The sequence below is a fragment of the Rhizobacter sp. P1_G5 genome (assembly GCF_056405435.1).
In genome coordinates, this window is record NZ_JBFUCB010000989.1 from 1 (window position 1) to 1,335 (window position 1,335).

General features: G+C 67.7%; 2 protein-coding genes. Both read left to right on the top strand.

Features of this window, described 5'->3' with window-relative positions; genetic code table 11:
- Positions 1-661, top strand: a 661-nt coding sequence (locus AC1D12_RS33425) for an ABC transporter permease (RefSeq protein ID WP_477845388.1), incomplete at its 5' end; no start/stop codon positions are given.
- A 19-nt stretch (positions 662-680) separates the two neighbouring features.
- On the top strand, positions 681-1,335 hold a 655-nt coding region (locus AC1D12_RS33430; protein ID WP_477845389.1), incomplete at its 3' end, for an ABC transporter substrate-binding protein.

Here is a 1,335-nt window from a genome sequence, read left to right on the forward strand (position 1 = left end):
GCCCAGCCTCGTGCTGCAGACGCTGGTCGACAACTTCGCCTCGCTGGCCGGCARCTGGTGGTTCACCGTGAAAATCACGTTCGGCGCGCTGCTGCTCGCCTGCACCGGCGGGGTGCTGATCGCCGCGGTGTTCGCGCTGTGGCGGCCGGTCGAGGAGGCGCTCTTTCCGGTCGCGGTGGTGCTGCAGGTGACGCCGATCGTCGCGGTCGCGCCGCTGATCCTGATCTACGTCGAGAGCACGACCGCCGCGCTGCTGCTGTGCGCCTGGATCGTCGCGTTCTTCCCGATCCTGTCGAACACCGTGGCCGGGCTGCGCGCGGCCGACGTGAACCTGCGCGAGCTGTTCCGGCTGTACCGCGCCTCGCCCTGGCAGCGGCTGCGCCTGCTGCTGCTGCCGTCGGCGCTGCCGTACTTCATCGCCGGCCTGAAGATCTCCGGCGGCCTGAGCCTGATCGGCGCGGTGACGGCCGAGATGGTGGCCGGCGCCGCCGGCCGCGAGACCGGGCTCGCGTCGCGCATCCTGGAGGCGAGCTTCCGCACCGAGACGCCGAAGATGTTCGCGGCGCTGAGCCTGCTGGTGCTGACCGGCGTGCTGATCTTCGCCGGCTTCAATGCGCTGTCGCGGCTCTTGCTGGGCCGCTGGCATGCCACCGAGAATTGATCCATCGAAGGAGAGACCCATGAAGAACATCATCAGCTTTGCAGCCTTGGCATTGACCCTCGCGGCCGGCACCGCCCTCGCGCAGGACAAGGTGACCTTCGCGACCAACTGGAAGGCGCAGGCCGCGCACGGCGGCTTCTACCAGGCGGTGGCCGACGGCACCTACAAGAAGTTCGGCCTCGACGTGACGCTGCTGCAAGGCGGCCCGCAGGTCAACAACCGCCCGCTGCTGCCGGCCGGCCGCATCGATTTCCTGATGACCGGCAACCTGCTGCACAGCTTCGACAACGTGAAGAACGGCGTGCCCACCGTCGTCGTCGCCGCGATGTTCCAGAAGGATCCGCAGGCGCTCATCGCCCACCCGGGGCAGGGCTACGAGTCGTTCGAGAAGCTGAAGACCGCGCCGCTCGCGCTGATCGCGAAAGACGGCCAGTTCAGCTGGTGGCAGTGGCTGAAGGTCACGCACGGCTTCAAGGACGAGGTGCTGAAGCCCTACAACTACAACCTCGGCCCCTTCCTCGCGAACCCGAAGGCGATCCAGCAGGGCTACTCGGTGGCCGAGCCGATCTACGTCGAGAACCAGGGCAAGTTCAAGCCGGTGGTGCACCTGCTGGCCGACCACGGCTTCAGCACCTACTCGACGGTGATCGAGGCGCGCACCGACACCGTGAAGG